Source organism: Luteimonas changyuni (genome assembly GCF_039548395.1).
Lineage (GTDB): Bacteria > Pseudomonadota > Gammaproteobacteria > Xanthomonadales > Xanthomonadaceae > Luteimonas.
Window position 1 is genome coordinate 34,588 of record NZ_JBCLUZ010000016.1, and the last position, 15,295, is coordinate 49,882.

The window sequence follows — 15,295 nt, forward strand, 5'->3', positions numbered from 1 at the left end:
CGCGGCCAGACTCGCCGCTTTCGGACATCAGGGCGGAAGGCCTCCGGGACGCTCCCGACAGGCTCGGCTCAGTGCGCGGGATCGCCCTCCAGCGCCGGCAGCAGCGCCGCCGGATCGCCGTCATGGTCGGCCGCGGGAATGCCCAGCAGTCGCACCAGCAGCGGATAGACATCGACGTTGTCGATCGGTTCGATCACCGCGCCGCTGCGGAACGCGGGGCCGGACGCGATGAACACCGCACGCATCGACGGCAGCGCCGGATCGTAGCCGTGCGAGCCGCGCACGCCGGCCGGTGCGCCCGTGCGCCGGTCGAGGATGCGCTGCGGCAGCGCGTCCCAGCCCTCGTCCATCTGGCAGACGATGGCCGGGATGCGCGGATGCGTGCCGTAGTGCCAGCGCGCCGGCAGCTCGTCGCGGCGCCAGCATTCGTACCGGTCCTTGCGGCCGAGCAGGCGCGCTTCCACCGCGGCCTCGTGGCCGGGGTTGGGCTGCACCGTCACCACCTGGCCGATGCTGGGCAGCCGGGCCTGTTCCGGGCTGACCATGTCTTCCACCGCCACTGCGTTGCCGGTTGGCACCGGCGCCATGCCGTGGTCGGACACCAGCACGATATTCGTGTGCTGCAGCCGGCCGCCGCGCTCGAGCGCGGTCAGCAGCTCGCCGATGGCGACGTCGATGCCGGCAAGCGCGTCGCGCGCCTCATCCGAGTCCGGCCCGTGGCCGTGGGCCTGGCTGTCGACCGCCTCGAAATAGAGCGTGGCCAGCGCCGGGCGCGTGGCTGCCGGTTCCAGCAGCCAGCCGGCAACGGTGGCCGCGCGCTGGCTGGCGGGCACGTTGCCGTCGTAGACGTTCCAGCGCGTGGGGCGCACGCCGGCGATCTCGGCCTCGGTCCCTGGCCAGAACATGGTGGCGGTGGCCAGCCCGGCTTTCTCGGCGCCGACCCAGATCGGCTCGCCGCCCCACCATGCGCTGGTGCTGACTGCATCGCGATCGGACAGGCGGAACGTGCCCAGCGCCTCGTCGGACATCGAGTTGTGGACGATGCCGTGGCGGTTCGGGCGCAGACCGGTGGCGATGGTGTAGTGGTTGGGGAAGGTGAGCGTGGGGTAGGACGGGGTCATCCAGCGCGCCTGCACGCCGCCGGCGGCGAGGCGGGCGATGTTGGGCGAGTCGGTGGCGTTGATGCGGTCGGGGTGCAGGCCGTCGATGGAGATGAGCAGCAGTGGGTTGGCGCTCGCGCCGATGGCCGTGCCGGTTCTGGCATTGGCGTCAGCTGGCGTGGCCGTCACGGTGGGCACGCCGGGACTGCTGCAGGCACCGAGCATGAACAGGGTGGCGAGGGTGGCGGCGAGCTGCGCCGCAGGTCGGATATGTAATGGCATCCGCGAATGATACGGCGCAAGGATGACGCTGGTAATCGCGACCGGAATCCTTAAAACGCACTCGGAGTTTTCTGTTCTCTGGACGCGGTCACATATCCATTGGCAAATGCTATTGAACCGCGACATGCAGGCAGGTAGCGTTCAGCCATGGCGCGCGGGGAGCAGTGCCGCGGCGGCCGCTACGCAACAAGGCGGCATCCAAAGGAGTTCCACGGCCGAGGACAAGGATCGTTCCGGCCTCTTTCATTCTATATGTCCGAAGTACGGCCAGGGAGGGTGGCATGGACATGCGGTATCGCAGTCTTTCATGCGTCGCGGTCGCCGCACTGGCGTTCATGGCCACTGCCTGCGCGGGGCGCGATGCGCGTGACTTTGCCGGTCGATGGACACCGGTCAACACGTACGCAGACAGCACCGAGGCGATTCCGCTGCACAGCGCCTATCTGTTCCAGGCATCGCCCATGGACGGCACGCTGCGCAACCTGCTCGTACGCTGGGCGCGCGACAGCGGCAGCGAACTCGACTACCGCCACCCTTCCGACTTCACCCTGTACCAGCCGGTGCAGGAGATACGCGCCCGCTCGCTTGCCGATGCGGTAGCGCAGCTCGGCGCCGCGTTCGATGGCCAGGGCGTCGTTCTGCGCGTTGAAGGCAGCCGGGTCGTGGTCACCGAACGAAGCGGAGGACGTTGAGCCGACTCCTCGCAGCACCCTCACCGACTTTGCATGGATTGCAGAATGTTCGACAAGAAGCGGCCGGGGCCGGCGACCATGGAGACGGTCGTCCGCGCGGTCAACTACGAAACCAGCATCGCCGATCTCGCACGCCGCAGTGAACGCCGGGCGTGGTGGGTGGCGAGCGCCGCGGCGGCCACGGCCCTGCTGCTTGCCGCGGGCTATTTCCGCGTCATGCCGCTCAAGGAGCGCGTGCCGTTCCTTGTCATGGCTGACGCCTACAGCGGCAACGCCACGGTGGCCAGGCTCGACGCCGATTTCCGCCATCGCAGCCTCACTGCCAGCGAGGCGATTGCCCGCGCCAACGTTGCCAGCTTCGTCGGCCTGCGCGAGTCCTACGACGTGGCGATGATGAACCTGCGTGACTGGCGCGCGGTGCACGGCATGTCCGCGCCTGAGGTGGGTCGCGAGTACGCATCGCTGCATGCGGCCAACAATCCGCGCAGTCCGTTCAACACGTACGGACGGAGTCGTGCGATCCGGGTGCGGATCCTGAGCATCCAGCTCATCGACGGCCCCGATGGCAGCCCGAACGGCGCCACCGTGCGTTTCCAGCGCAGCGTCTATGACAAGTCCAGTGGCGCGACGCGACCGCTCGACAGCCGCATCGCGACGCTCGGCTTCTCCTACAACCTTGCGCTGAAGCTTGAGGAGCCGGATCGGCTCGAAAACCCGCTCGGATTCCAGGTCACCAGCTATCGCGCGGACAACGACTACGCGCCCCTGCCGCCGGCCGAGTCGGAGCCGGCGCATTACGAGGACGCGATCGTCGCGGACGCCCGGCAGCCCGGCACCGACGCGGACGCTTTCAATGAAGGCACGGATTTGCAGGAAGCAGCGCCATGAGCAGCATGAGCAGCCTCGCCGTCTGGATCGTTCTTGCCGCCGGATTCGCGTTGACGCCGGTGGCCAACGCCCGGCCGGTCGAGGGCACCCCGCAGATCGAGGTTTACGAGTATGTGCCCGACGGCGTCTATCCGGTGCGCACGGCGCTGGGCATCACCACCCAGCTTGAACTGGACCCGGCCGAGGACATTCTCGACTTCAGCACCGGCTTCAGCACCGGCTGGGACCTCACCCGTCGCGGGAACGTGTTCTACCTGCGGCCGCGTGGCGCCGATGTCGACACCAATATGCTGGTGCGCACGCAGTCGCATTCCTACATCTTCGAACTGAAGGTGGTGGCCAGCGACTGGACCTCGCTGGAACAGGCCCGGCGGGCCGGCGTGCAGTACAGGATCGCCTTCAGCTATCCCGCCGATGCCAGCTTCGCGCCGCCGAAGGAAGAGGTCGCGGACCTCGGCCAGAACGCCGTGCTCGACAAGGCGCACAGCTACCACTTCGACTATGACGTTTCAGCGCGGCGCGCATCACCATGGTTGGTGCCGATGAACGTGTACGACGATGGTCGTTTCACCTATCTGCGCATGGGGACACAGGCGGCGCTGCCGACGGGCAATTTTCCGGCGGTCTTCGCGCGCAGGCAGCGCGACGGCGAAGACTTCGTGGTCAACACCACCGTCGAGGGCGACGTGCTGGTGGTGCACGGCACCTATCCGTACCTGGTCGTGCGACACGGCCGTGACGTGGTCGGGCTGAGGAGGAACGGGCGATGAGTGGAGCGGGAGCGGGCCATGACCAGGGCCATGGCGAGGGCCAGGGCCACTACGCGGCGCGGCAGGCCGCGCCCGACCTCGATGCCGCGGCGCCGGTGCTGCGCGCCGAGGACATGCAGCGGCTCAATCGCAAGGCGCTGGGCTTCCTGGCGGCGATCGTCGTGCTGCTGGTGCTGGCGATGTTCGGGATGATGCGCGCGCTGGGCGGTGGAGACGATGCTGTGCCGGTGCCGCGCGAGCAGGCCGTGGTCATCCCCGAATTGCCGCGGATTGCCGCCCCGCCCGTGCACTCCGTGCCGGACCTGTCGTCTGCACCGGTTGCAGAGCCGTTGCCGGTGCTGCCCGCCGCCGTGCCGCTGCGTTCACCGGCTCGCGATTTCTCCCTGCCGCTGCCCGCGCGCGCATCGGACCTTGTGGATCGACGCAGCGCCGGTGGCGAGGCTCCGTCGTCGACTGATCCCTATATGCAGGCCATGCTCGCGGGGCTTCCGGGAACCGAGGCCGCGCCGTCAAGCGTCGCCACGCAGGCCACGACGGCGGCGCGGCCGATCACGCGTCCGGAATCCCTGCTGGTCCGTGGCACCTACATCCGCTGCGTGCTGGAAACACGGATCGTCACCGATGTGCCCGGCTATACGTCCTGCATCGTCACCGAGCCGGTGTATTCGATCAACGGACGCCGGCTGCTGCTGCCGAAGGGCTCCAAGGTGCTGGGTCGCTACGATTCCGAGCCGCGCGGCCCGCGCGTGGCCGTGGTCTGGGACCGCATCACCACGCCAACAGGCATCGACATCAGCATGGCCAGCCCGGGCGTGGACGGCCTTGGCGGGGCAGGGCATCCGGGCCATTACAGCGCCCACTGGGGCTCGCGGATCGGCTCCGCCTTGCTGGTCAGCCTGATCAGCGACGCCTTCAAATACGCGGCGGCGGAGGAGGGCCCGGCGGCGGCGATGATTGGTGAGGGTGGGGTGGTCGTGCAGTCGCCGTATGAAAGCGCGACCGCGAGGACCCTTGAACGACTGGCGAACCAGGCCTTGGATGCGCGTCGCCCGCCGACGGTCACCATCCAGCACGGCACCCTGCTGAATGTCTATGTGGCCCGCGACGTGGATTTTTCCGCGGTGGTGGCGCAGCTGTGATGCCCGGGGCCGCGAGCATGATGGATCAGGGCCATTCATTGCCGGTGGGGCAGGACTTCCTGGACTACCAGTACCAGGTGCTCGGGATCCTTGAGCACATGGATTCGCCCGACGTCACCGAAATCTGCATCAATCGCCCGGGCGAGGTCTGGTTGGAGACGCGTGACGGCTGGCGCCGGGAAGAGGTCCCCGGACTGAGCTTCGAGCGCGCGCGGCAGTTCTGCAATGCAGTGGTCAACGGAAGCAATACCGGGCAGCGGATCACCGACGCCGAGCCGGTGGTTTCGCTCACCTTCCCGACCGGGCAGCGGGCGCAGTTCGTCATTCCGCCGGCCTGTGAAGCCGGCACGGTGTCGATCACGATCAGGCTGCCATCGCGCGGGGTGCGTCGCCTGGACGACTATGAGGCCGAGGGGTTTTTCGCCGCCCTCGGCGTCGAACGCCGCGGAGATGACGCAGATCGCGAACTCAAGGCCCTCCGTGCAGAGGGGCGCCACGCCGAGTTCTTCCGGCGTGCGGTGCAGCTGCGGCGCAACATGGTTGTTTCGGGTGCCACCGGAAGCGGCAAGACGACCTTCATGAAGGCGCTGGTGGAACACATCCCGGCAAGCGAGCGCCTGGTGACGATCGAGGATGCGCGCGAGCTGTTCATCAGCCAGCCCAACGTCGTCCACCTGCTGTATTCCAAAGGTGGCCAGGGCTCGGCCAAGGTCAGCGCCAAGTCCTGCATGGAGGCCTGCCTGCGGATGAAGCCGGACCGGATCATCCTCGCCGAGCTCCGTGGCGACGAAGCCTTCTACTTCGTCCGCAACTGCGCCTCCGGCCATCCGGGCTCGATCACCAGCTGCCATGCAGGCAGCACCTCGCAGACCTGGGACCAGCTGGCGTTGATGGTCAAGGCGTCCGAAGAAGGATCCGGCCTTGAATTCGCGACCATCCGCAGGCTCCTGGCCATGACCATCGACATCGTGGTCCATATCAGTGCCGGCGGTGGACGGCGGCACATCAGCGGAATCGAGTTCGGTGGTGCCAGCGCCATCGCCGCTGCGTCGGAGCCGTCGGCATGATCCCGGGCCTGGAGCTCATGGCCTGCCAGGAGCTGGCGGTGCCTTTGCAGGTGATGGAGCACGTGGTGCACGTGGAATCATCCTTCAATCCATATGCCATCGGCGTGGTTGGTGCACGCCTGGCGCGCCAGCCGCGCAGCCTGCATGAAGCGCTCGCCACCGTCGCCCGGCTCGAGCGTGACGGCTACAACTTTTCGGTGGGGCTCGCACAGGTCAATCGCCACAACCTCGCCGCGCAAGGGCTCGTGACCTACGAGGAAGCCTTCGCCACGTGTCCCAACCTGGCAGCCGGCGCACGCATTCTCGCCGATTGCCATGCGCGTTCCGGCGGTGACTGGGACAAGGCGTTCAGCTGCTACTACTCGGGCAATTTCACCCGCGGCTTCCGCGACGGCTACGTCCAGAAAGTGCGCCGCTCGATGGCCGCGGCGGGCCTGGACACGGTCGTCGACGCGCTGGCGGCGATTCCGGTGCTGGTCAATGGCGGAACACCCGGGCCGGCACGCCCAGCCGCCGACCTCGGTGCCCGGCGATCCGCATCGGCGGCGCCGGCGGCCGCGTCGCCCGTGCCTGGCCGCCTGGGTGGAGCTGGCGCGGTCGATGCACCGTTGTCGGGGATGGCGGTGGACGCAGCCGGGTCCGCCACCACGACGGGGTCGCCGTTCGTGCCACAGGTATCCGAGCCGCGCGGGCCACCTCCCGCAGCCGGGCCGGCGGCTCGCAGCGAAGATTCCGCTTTCGTGTTCTAGGCGCGGCCGGATGCCGCGCACCCAATCAACCCAACGCAAGGACGCACCATGGACGCACGTACCCACAGCATTCGCTTTCTCCGCCACGCCGCACGCGTTCGCACCGCGGGCCCGAAGGCGGTCGCCCTCCTGGCCATTGCCCCGGCCGTCGCGCTGGCACAGGGCTTCGGTGGCGCCGACGCCAAGGTCTGCGGCTTCTTCGACAACGTCAACGGGCTGTTGAACATGGCGTCGATCGCCGTGGTCACGATCGCGATCATTTTCGCCGGCTACCAGATCGCGTTCGCGCACAAACGCATTTCCGACGTGGCCCCGATCCTCGTCGGCGGGCTGTTGATCGGTGCGGCGGCGCAGATTGCGCGGATGCTGCTCGGGCCGGAAGCGGGGGAGTGCACGGCGATGCTGGGCACGGCGCTGCCGGTGTTCCATGCGTAAGGACGCGCTTTTCCGCGGCTGCACGCGACCTGCGATGTTCCTGGGCGTGCCCTACGTCCCGTTCTTCGTGGGTGCCGGCACATGCCTCCTGCTGGCCGTGTACATCAACCTGCTCCTGCTGGTGACGATGCCGCTGGTGATCCTTGCCATGCGCCAGATGGCACGTCGGGACGAGATGGTCTTCCGCCTTCTCGGCTTGCGATGGCAGCTCCGTGCCAAGGTACGCAACCGCGCGCTCCGCGGCGGCGACTGGTCGTTTGCGCCGCTGCCCGGGCGCGCACAGGGGGGCTCGCGGTGAGCGCGGTCGCGGCTGACGCGGCGGTGGGCGGGTTCGTGCCGCTTTCCAGCCACGTTGCCGCGGACGTGGTCAAGACCACGGGCGGTGACTACCTGCTGGCCTGGAGGCTGGGCGGGCTGCCGTTCGTGGGCCGCGAGGAGTGGGACCTCGAACATCGGCACGCCACGTTCAACCGGATGCTGCAGACGCTGCGGGCACCCGACTTCGCGAACGTCGCGTTCTGGACCCACGACATCCGCAGGCGCAAGCGCATCGATGGCGGCGGACGCTTTGCAGGCATGTTCAACCAGGCGCTCTCGGATGCCTATTTCGCCTCGCTCTCGGAAAAGGAATCGCTGCAGAACGACCTCTACCTGACCATGCTCTATCGCCCCGTCGTGGCCGGACGGCGGCTGGTCGAGCGCTCGGCCGACCCGCGCCGGCTTGCCGCCGCCGAGCAACAGGCCGTCGATCGCGTCCATGAACTGGCGGGCAGCGTCGAGGCCGTGCTCAAGGACTATTCGCCCGAGCGCCTGTGCATCTACGAGGGCGACAACGGCGTCGCCTTTTCGCGCCTGTTGGAGTTGTATGCCTATGTACTCAACCGCGTGTCCGAGCCGGTGCCGGTGCTGTCGGCACCCATCGCCGACTACCTTCCGGTCAGTCGCGTCACGTTCTCGGCCCGGACCGGCGACTTCGTGGTGGCGACGCCATCGGGAAAGCACCACTACGGTGCCATCCTCAACATCAAGGAATACACCGATGCCACCTGGCCGGGGATCCTCAACGGCCTGAAGTACCTGGGATTCGAGTACGTACTCACGCAGTCCTTCAGTCCGATGGGGCGGCAGGACGCGCTGCGCATACTCGACCGCACCAAGGGCATGATGGTTTCGTCGGGTGACAGGGCCGTCAGCCAGATCGTCGAGCTCGACCAGGCGATGGACGAGCTTGCCTCCGGCAACTTCGTACTGGGCGAGTACCACTTCTCGCTTGCGGTTCACGCCGAGAACCAGGCGCTGCTGTCGCGGCACCTGGCCGACGCCCGCGCCGAGCTGTCGAATGCCGGCTTCGTGTCTGCCAAGGAGGATCTCGCCGTGGCCTCGGCGTTCTATGCCCAGCTGCCGGGCAACTGGCGCTACCGGACGCGGCTGGCGAACGTCAGCTCGCTCAACTTCCTCGGCTTGTCGCCACTGCACAATTTCGCCGCCGGCAAGCAGCATCGCAACCCGTGGGGCGACTGCGTCACCACGCTGCAGGCGAGCAACGGGCAGCCCTACCATTTCAACTTCCACGCCACCCATCCCGTCGAGGATTCCTTCGGCGAAAAGGCGCTGGGCAACACGCTTGTGATCGGAAAGTCGGGCACCGGAAAAACGGCGCTGGTCAACTTCCTGCTGAGCCAGACACAGAAGCTCGATCCTGCCCCGACCGTGTTCTTCTTCGACAAGGACCGCGGTGCCGAGATCTTCGTGCGTGCCTGCGGTGGCAACTACCTTGCGCTCGAGAACGGCCGCCCCACCGGCTTCAACCCGCTCCAGTGCGAGCGCACCGAAGCCAACGTGCAGTTCCTGGGGGAACTGGTGAAGATGCTCGCGGGGAAGCACGCCTACACCGCACGCGAGGACGAAGACGTGTTCCGGGCAGTGGAAGGCATCCTCGACACGCCCATGCAGCTGCGCAGCATGGCGAACCTGCAGAAAAGCCTGCCGAACATGGGCGACGACGGGCTCTATGCGCGCCTGCGCAAGTGGACGGCGGGCAACAGCCTGGGCTGGGTCTTCGACAATCCCGTGGATACCGTCGATCTTTCACGCGCGAACATCATCGGCTTCGACTACACCGACATCCTCGAGAATCCGGAGGTCCGGATGCCCGTGGTCCGCTACCTGTTGCACCGGCTGGAAGGAATCATCGATGGTCGGCGCCTGGTTTACGTGATGGACGAATTCTGGAAGATCCTGGAGGGCGGCGGCGCGCTCAAGGACTTCGCGCGCAACAAGCAGAAGACCATCCGCAAGCAGAACGGCCTGGGTATCTTTGCCACCCAGAGCCCGGAAGACGCACTGGCGAGCGATATCGCCGCCGCCCTGGTCGAGCAGACCGCAACCCTGGTCCTGCTGCCAAACCCGAATGCCAGCCGCAAGGACTATGTCGACGGCCTCAAGCTGACCGACGCCGAGTACCGGGTCGTGGTTTCGCTGGACGAGCGCTCCCGGTGCTTCCTGGTCAAGCAGGGCCATGCTTCGGCGGTGTGCCGGCTCGATCTCGATGGGCTGGATGACGTGCTGGCGGTGATCTCGGCGTCGACCGACAACATCGAGGTCATGCACACGGTGATCGGGGACAACGCCGCTGCGCTTGGCGTGCGGGAGGACGCGCTGCGCCCGGAGCAATGGCTTGCCGGGTTCCAGGCGCGGCGCAAGGGCAGGCGCAGCGGCTGACCCGGCAGGAATCGATACATGCTTTCAACCCAAGGAGTGGGACATGGACGACAGGGAAGTCGCAGGGCCGCGGATGCGGCGCAGATGGGCCAGGGCGGGGGCGCTGCTTCTGGCCGGCCTGCTTTCAACCGGGCCGGCGGCCGCGCAGTGGGCGGTGGTGGACGTGCCGCACACGGTGAAGACGGCACTCGGCTGGGTGGCGCAGTACCAGCAGACAGTCGATGACCTGCAGAAGCAGGCGGAGCAGTTGCGGACGCTGGACAAGCAATACGAACAGGCCCTGGTGACCGGCGACGCATACTCCGGCACCACGGGCCACCGGGAAAACTTCCAGGCGCGCGATGACGATGCCGGCCTGGTCGAGCGCTGTGGTGCCAACCCGGCGCGCCACAGCAAGGGATCCGAACAGCGCGCGTACTGCATCTCGATCGTGCGCACGGAAAACCGGCGCTTCAACGCCCTGGTGGCCATGCTTGAAGACGTCGAGGAGCGCGACGGTGAACTCCGCGCTGCCTACGCCGAGCGCGACGGGATCCGCCCGGAGGAGGAAGGAAAGCTTGCTTCCAACACCAACCGGATCCTGTCCATACAGGGCCAGCTCCAGAACGACGTGCAAAGCGGAGAGAGGCTGATGTCCGCCTACGACACTGCGCTGCGCGCGCTGCGGGAGAACCACGTGCGGGTGGCCAACGAGGCGCTCTCGGACTCGGGGCCGGGGACCGTGGTCGCGGGGCTCGCGCTGAAGGTCGCCCTGCGGGCCGCGCGCGAGCGCGACCGCTAGGAGCATCCCATGGCGATCGACGGCGCAGCGGCACTCGCGATGATGGCCATGGACTGGGCGCAGGCCCAGTCTCTGCCGAACATGATGTTCTTCCGCGAGATCAACAGCTTCCTCGATGACGAGATCAGCGAGTTCGCGGGCAACCTGCTGGGGCGCGTGGTGACCGTGGCCGGGACCGCGGCGCTCAGCCTGCTCACGCTGTGGATCCTGGTGCAGGGCTACCGGATCGCCACCGGGCTGTCGCGCGAGCCGATGATGGCGCTGGTCGGCGATGCGCTGAAGGCGGTGCTGGTGATCGGCATCGCCACCGGTGCCGCCGCCGGCTCGGGCTCGACCTATCGCATCCTGACCGATGGACTTGGCGAGGTGGTGGCCGAAGTCGTGACCGGCCGCGACGACGGCGGCCCCTATGAGGACATCGACCGCACCCTGGCCATCATGCAGGTCGCGCTTCAGGTCATCGACTCAATCGACGAGGGTGGCGACCTGCTCACCGAGCAGCGCAAGTCGCGGGCGATGTGGTTCACCGGGGTGGGCCTCGGCGGGCCGGCGATCATCGCCTCGAGCATGCTGCTGCTCAACAAGGTGGCGATCGCGCTGTTCGTCGGACTGGGGCCCATCTTCATCCTCTGCCTGCTGTTCCGCGCAACCCGCCAGCTGTTCAGCAAATGGCTGTACCACGGTCTGGGGACCCTGTTCTCGCTGGCGCTGCTGACGGTGATGGTGACCCTGGCGATGGACATGCTGATCGCGGTCGGCCTCGCGTTCTGGGTCGCCGACCTGGTCCCCGGCGGAGGGACTCAGGAAAGCATGTCGTCGATGGCCATGCAGCAGGGCGGCATGGGCCTGATCCTGACCATGCTGATCGTCAGCGCGCCGCCGATGGCGGCGATGTTTTTCAACGGCGTGCTCGGCCAGTTCTCGCCCTACAACGCGGTTGGGGTGGCGACCGGTGGCGGCCAGGCGCCACCGCCGGGCTCGGGCCTTCCCCCCGGCGTGGCAGGGCGGGGCGGTTGACCCGTGCGCGGCGCCGGCGGGCGCGCCGCACGCGGCCGGCAATGGGCTAGAATCGAGGGCGACACGGTTTCCGGACAGGTGGCCCGCGCCAACGCGCCGGCCGAGCGTGTGACATGAGCACTACCATCGCCCACTGCTGATCCTTGCCCGCGGCCGATCCGGAAGGCGCCCGCGTGGCGCCTTTTTCATGCCCGCGGGGCCACCCGCCAGACCAGAACGCCAGCCCACATGATCACGATCACGCTCCCCGACGGCAGCCGCCGCGAGTTCGACGCCCCCGTCACCGTCATGCAGGTCGCCGAGTCCATCGGCCCGGGCCTGGCCAAGGCCACCGTCGCCGGCAAGGTCGACGGTCGCCAGGTCGACGCCTCCGACCTCATCGACCACGACGCCAGCCTGCAGATCCTGACCCCCAAGGACGCCGAGGGCCTGGAGATCATCCGCCACTCCAGCGCACACCTTGTCGGGCACGCGGTAAAGCAGCTCTATCCGGACGCCAAGATGGTGATCGGCCCGGTGATCGACGAGGGCTTCTACTACGACATCTGGCGCGAACAGCCGTTCACCCCCGAAGACATGGTCGCGATCGAAGCCCGCATGCGCGAGCTGATCGACACCGAGTACGACGTGATCAAGCGCATGACCCCGCGCGAGGAGGTGGTCGCCACCTTCAAGGCCCGCGGCGAGGACTACAAGCTGCGCCTGATCGACGACATGGGGCCCGAGGTCACGGCCATGGGGCTGTACCACCACCAGGAATACGTCGACATGTGCCGCGGCCCGCACGTGCCGAACACGCGCTTCCTGAAGGCCTTCAAGCTGCTGCGCACCTCCGGCGCGTACTGGCGCGGCGACGCGAAGAACGAGCAGCTGCAGCGCATCTACGGCACCGCCTGGGCCGACGCGAAGCAGCTCAAGGCCTACATCCTGCGCATCGAAGAGGCCGAGAAGCGCGACCACCGCCGCATCGGCAAGGCCCAGGAGCTGTTCCACCTGCAGGAAGAAGCCCCGGGCCTGGTGTTCTGGCATCCCAAGGGCTGGGCGCTGTGGCAGGTGGTGGAGCAGTACATGCGCGGCGTGTACCGCACGAGCGGCTACGGCGAGGTGCGCTGCCCGCAGATCCTGGACGTGAGCCTGTGGCAGAAGTCCGGCCACTGGGACAACTACAAGGAAAACATGTTCTTCACCGAGTCCGAGAAGCGGACCTACGCGCTGAAGCCCATGAACTGCCCCGGCCACGTGCAGGTGTTCAACCAGGGCCTGCACAGCTACCGCGACCTGCCGATCCGCTACGGCGAGTTCGGCAGCTGCCACCGCAACGAGCCCTCGGGCGCGCTGCACGGCATCCTGCGCGTGCGCGGCTTCACCCAGGACGACGGCCACGTGTTCTGCACCGAATCGCAGATCGAGTCCGAGGTCACCGACTTCCACGCCCAGGCGATGAAGGTCTACCGGGACTTCGGCTTCACGGAAGTGCAGGTGAAACTGGCCCTGCGGCCCGAGTCGCGCCTGGGCGACGACGCCACCTGGGACAAGGCCGAGGCCGCGCTGCGCAATGCACTCTCTGCCGCAGGCGTGGAGTGGGAGGAGCTGCCGGGCGAGGGTGCCTTCTACGGTCCGAAGATCGAGTACCACCTGAAGGACGCCATCGGCCGCACCTGGCAGCTGGGCACCATGCAGGTCGACTTCATGATGCCGGGCCGCCTTGGCGCCGAATACGTGGACGAGGCCAGCCAGAAGCGCACGCCGGTCATGCTGCATCGCGCCATCGTGGGCTCGATGGAGCGCTTCATCGGCATCCTGATCGAGAACCACGCCGGGGCCTTCCCGGCCTGGCTGGCCCCGGTCCAGGCGGTGGTGATGAACATTACCGACGCCCAGGGCGACTGGGCCGACGAGGTCCGGAAAACCCTTGCAGATCAAGGCGTCCGGGTGGAATCGGATTTGCGGAACGAGAAGATCGGCTATAAGATCCGCGAGCACACGCTGCAGCGCGTGCCGTACCTGCTCGTGGTGGGGGACCGCGAAAAGGAACAGGGCGCAGTCGCCGTCCGCACGCGTGCAGGGGAGGACCTGGGTTCGATGCCGCTGGCCGATTTCACGGCCAGGATGCACGCGGAGCAGGGTCCCTGAGTATCATGTAGCCCGGTGCCTGCCCATGTGGCGGGCACAGTGGGTCCCGGAGCACGGGGCCTTGCCAGAAGTGCCACCCACGGAGATCGCAATATCAGTACCCCGGACAAGCAGAATCGCAGGAACCTCGACATCCGCGTACCCCGCGTACGCGTGATCGGCTCGGATGGCGAGATGATCGGCGTGCTTTCGCGCGACGAAGCCCTCGCCATGGCCGTTGAAGAGGGCCTGGACCTCGTCGAGATCCAGCCCAACGCCGATCCGCCGGTCTGCAAGATCATGGACTTCGGCAAGTTCAGGTTCGAAGCGCAGAAAAAGGCGAACGAAGCCAAGAAGAAGACCCGCCAGGTCGAGATCAAGGAAGTCAAGTTCCGTCCGGTGACCGACGAGGGCGACTACCAGATCAAGCTGCGCAAGATGCGTGCCTTCCTCGAGGAAGGCGACAAGATCAAGGTCAACATCCGCTTCCGTGGCCGCGAGATGAGCCACCAGGAGCTGGGTCGCGGCATGGCCTCCCGCATCGAGGCCGACCTGGGTGAAGACATCGTCGTCGAGTCCAGGCCCCGCCTCGAGGGCCGGCAGATGGTGATGATGATCGCGCCGAAGAAGAAGTGATGTCGCGCGCCGTCGGCGCGTGACCTTCCCGTCCCCGTGGTCGCGGGGTAGGTGATTTGCCACATGGACCCGCCTCCGTGCATAATGCGCGGCTCGGTTCGCCCGCATTGCGGGTGGGCCGGTTGGACCCGCCTCGGCTGCCTTCGGCGCCCGGGGCCATCAAGCAGGCAAGGGCAGGACGGAAAGCGTGGCGCCAGCCACCGCCCGGGCCAGTAGAAGAGCTACCAACAAGGACATCGCAATGCCCAAGATCAAGACGCATCGGGGCGCGGCCAAGCGCTTCCGGAAGACTGCTTCCGGCAAGTACAAGGCGGGCCACGCCAACCGCAGCCATATCCTCACGAAGAAGGCGACGAAGCGGAAGCGCAATCTCCGCCAGACGAACCATATCCCGGCGTGCGACAGCGGTCGCCTCGACCGCATGCTGCCGTATCTCTGAGGAGGACTGAACAATGGCACGAGTCAAACGTGGTGTGCAGGCACGCCGCCGTCACAAGAAGGTCCTCAAGCAGGCCAAGGGTTACTACAACGCGCGCCGCAAGGTGTTCCGCGTTGCCAAGCAGGCCGTCACCAAGGCCCTGCAGTACGCCTACATCGGCCGCAAGCAGAAGAAGCGCAATTTCCGCTCGCTGTGGATCACCCGCATCAACGCCGCGGCCCGCATCAATGGCCTGAGCTACAGCCGTTTCATGAACGGCATGCTGAAGGCCGGCATCACCCTCGACCGCAAGGTGCTGGCGGACATCGCCGTGCACGACGCGGCGGGTTTTGCCGCGCTGGCCGAGAAGGCGAAGGGCGCGCTCGCAGCCTGAGTCCGCCCGGCGTCGTCCCGCCCTGCTGCAGGGGCCGCTCCGGCGGCGAGCCGGGCATGACGACATCGCCGCTGTAGCGGCTCCCACGTGGGGA

The 15,295-nt window shown here is 67.3% G+C and carries 16 protein-coding genes; 15 read left to right on the forward strand and 1 reads right to left on the reverse strand.

Annotation, left to right across the window (positions count from 1 at the left end; genetic code table 11):
* Nucleotides 1-68: 68 nt before the first annotated feature.
* On the reverse strand, nucleotides 69-1,382 hold the full coding sequence (locus WCD84_RS08025; RefSeq protein WP_343281024.1) for an alkaline phosphatase family protein: 1,314 nt from the start codon (nucleotides 1,380-1,382) through the stop codon (nucleotides 69-71).
* A 287-nt stretch (nucleotides 1,383-1,669) separates the two neighbouring features.
* On the opposite strand from WCD84_RS08025, the gene WCD84_RS08030 reads away from it, so the two are divergent.
* From WCD84_RS08030 to rplT, 15 genes are all read left to right on the forward strand, one after another.
* Complete coding sequence (locus WCD84_RS08030; RefSeq protein ID WP_343281025.1) at nucleotides 1,670-2,074, forward strand: hypothetical protein; 405 nt, start codon at nucleotides 1,670-1,672, stop codon at nucleotides 2,072-2,074.
* Nucleotides 2,075-2,119: 45 nt separating this feature from the next.
* Nucleotides 2,120-2,962 (forward strand): virB8 family protein, encoded by an 843-nt coding sequence (locus WCD84_RS08035; RefSeq protein ID WP_343254951.1) that lies wholly within the window; start codon nucleotides 2,120-2,122, stop codon nucleotides 2,960-2,962.
* The gene (locus tag WCD84_RS08040) at nucleotides 2,959-3,732 is read left to right on the forward strand and encodes a TrbG/VirB9 family P-type conjugative transfer protein (protein ID WP_343281026.1); all 774 of its coding nucleotides are present in this window, start codon (nucleotides 2,959-2,961) and stop codon (nucleotides 3,730-3,732) included. Before WCD84_RS08035 ends, WCD84_RS08040 begins: the two co-directional genes overlap by 4 nt.
* Nucleotides 3,729-4,871, forward strand: a complete 1,143-nt coding sequence (locus tag WCD84_RS08045; protein WP_343281027.1) for a TrbI/VirB10 family protein — start codon at nucleotides 3,729-3,731, stop codon at nucleotides 4,869-4,871. The genes WCD84_RS08040 and WCD84_RS08045 overlap by 4 nt, the downstream gene beginning before the upstream one ends.
* Complete coding sequence (virB11, locus tag WCD84_RS08050) at nucleotides 4,871-5,938, forward strand: P-type DNA transfer ATPase VirB11 (protein WP_449280085.1); 1,068 nt, start codon at nucleotides 4,871-4,873, stop codon at nucleotides 5,936-5,938. The genes WCD84_RS08045 and virB11 overlap by 1 nt, the downstream gene beginning before the upstream one ends.
* 8 nt (nucleotides 5,939-5,946) lie before the next feature.
* Nucleotides 5,947-6,687 carry a lytic transglycosylase domain-containing protein gene (locus WCD84_RS08055; protein ID WP_343281049.1) on the forward strand — a complete coding sequence of 247 codons (741 nt, stop codon included), beginning with the start codon at nucleotides 5,947-5,949 and terminating at the stop codon, nucleotides 6,685-6,687.
* A 48-nt stretch (nucleotides 6,688-6,735) separates the two neighbouring features.
* Entirely contained in the window at nucleotides 6,736-7,122 is a 387-nt protein-coding gene (locus tag WCD84_RS08060) for a TrbC/VirB2 family protein (RefSeq protein ID WP_343281028.1), read from the forward strand.
* Complete coding sequence (locus WCD84_RS08065; RefSeq protein WP_343281029.1) at nucleotides 7,115-7,420, forward strand: type IV secretion system protein VirB3; 306 nt, start codon at nucleotides 7,115-7,117, stop codon at nucleotides 7,418-7,420. The genes WCD84_RS08060 and WCD84_RS08065 overlap by 8 nt, the downstream gene beginning before the upstream one ends.
* Entirely contained in the window at nucleotides 7,417-9,843 is a 2,427-nt protein-coding gene (locus tag WCD84_RS08070) for a VirB4 family type IV secretion/conjugal transfer ATPase (protein WP_343281030.1), read from the forward strand. Before WCD84_RS08065 ends, WCD84_RS08070 begins: the two co-directional genes overlap by 4 nt.
* Nucleotides 9,844-9,886: 43 nt before the next feature.
* Nucleotides 9,887-10,624: a hypothetical protein gene (locus tag WCD84_RS08075; protein ID WP_343281031.1), complete on the forward strand. Its 738-nt coding sequence runs from the start codon at nucleotides 9,887-9,889 to the stop codon at nucleotides 10,622-10,624.
* A gap of 9 nt (nucleotides 10,625-10,633) precedes the next feature.
* Complete coding sequence (locus WCD84_RS08080) at nucleotides 10,634-11,641, forward strand: type IV secretion system protein (RefSeq protein ID WP_343281032.1); 1,008 nt, start codon at nucleotides 10,634-10,636, stop codon at nucleotides 11,639-11,641.
* Nucleotides 11,642-11,869: 228 nt separating this feature from the next.
* Complete coding sequence (gene thrS, locus WCD84_RS08085) at nucleotides 11,870-13,774, forward strand: threonine--tRNA ligase (protein WP_343281033.1); 1,905 nt, start codon at nucleotides 11,870-11,872, stop codon at nucleotides 13,772-13,774.
* A gap of 93 nt (nucleotides 13,775-13,867) precedes the next feature.
* Entirely contained in the window at nucleotides 13,868-14,389 is a 522-nt protein-coding gene (gene infC / locus WCD84_RS08090) for a translation initiation factor IF-3 (protein WP_343254984.1), read from the forward strand.
* A 241-nt stretch (nucleotides 14,390-14,630) separates the two neighbouring features.
* On the forward strand, nucleotides 14,631-14,828 hold the full coding sequence (gene rpmI / locus WCD84_RS08095) for a 50S ribosomal protein L35 (RefSeq protein WP_055249161.1): 198 nt from the start codon (nucleotides 14,631-14,633) through the stop codon (nucleotides 14,826-14,828).
* A 13-nt stretch (nucleotides 14,829-14,841) separates the two neighbouring features.
* Nucleotides 14,842-15,201, forward strand: coding sequence for a 50S ribosomal protein L20 (rplT, locus tag WCD84_RS08100; protein WP_343254941.1), 360 nt, complete (start codon nucleotides 14,842-14,844; stop codon nucleotides 15,199-15,201).
* Nucleotides 15,202-15,295: the final 94 nt, after the last annotated feature.